The following is a 426-nucleotide window of genomic DNA, read 5'->3' as shown; positions in this document are numbered from 1 at the left end:
CTTTCTTTTTAGCTAACAAAGCACGCTTTGACAACTTACGTTGCTCACGTCTGAGTTTCTTTTCCATTTTAGCCGTGAATTTATGATTATCAATTTTTTGACCATCAGAAAGAATCGCAAAATTCGTAATACCCAAGTCAATACCAATTGCAGAATTAGATTTAGGCAATTCATTTATCTCTTCTTTACATAACAAAGAAATATAATATTTACCGCTAGCATGACGTGAAATTGTTGCTGACTTAATAATCCCTTTTGGCTGTCTGTGAAGTTTAATTCTGATTAAGGATTTTAATTTAGGAACTTTGACAAATTTATCATCAATCAAAGCAACTGTCCCATTTTGATTATTCGTTGTATAACTCTGAACAGGGTTTTTCTTACTTTTGAACCGAGGAAATCCGACAGATTTATCACGAAAAAAGT

Annotated in this window: 1 protein-coding gene; it reads right to left on the bottom strand. The window is 32.4% G+C overall.

The window, feature by feature from the left end; translation table 11 throughout:
* The coding region (locus tag TP70_RS11135) for an RNA-guided endonuclease TnpB family protein (RefSeq protein WP_044361669.1) at positions 1-426 on the bottom strand (426 nt) is incomplete at both ends.

The organism is Staphylococcus microti (genome assembly GCF_000934465.1).
Lineage (GTDB): Bacteria > Bacillota > Bacilli > Staphylococcales > Staphylococcaceae > Staphylococcus > Staphylococcus microti.
Note: the sequence above shows the minus strand (reverse complement) of the source record. Positions and strands in the feature narration are given on the sequence as shown.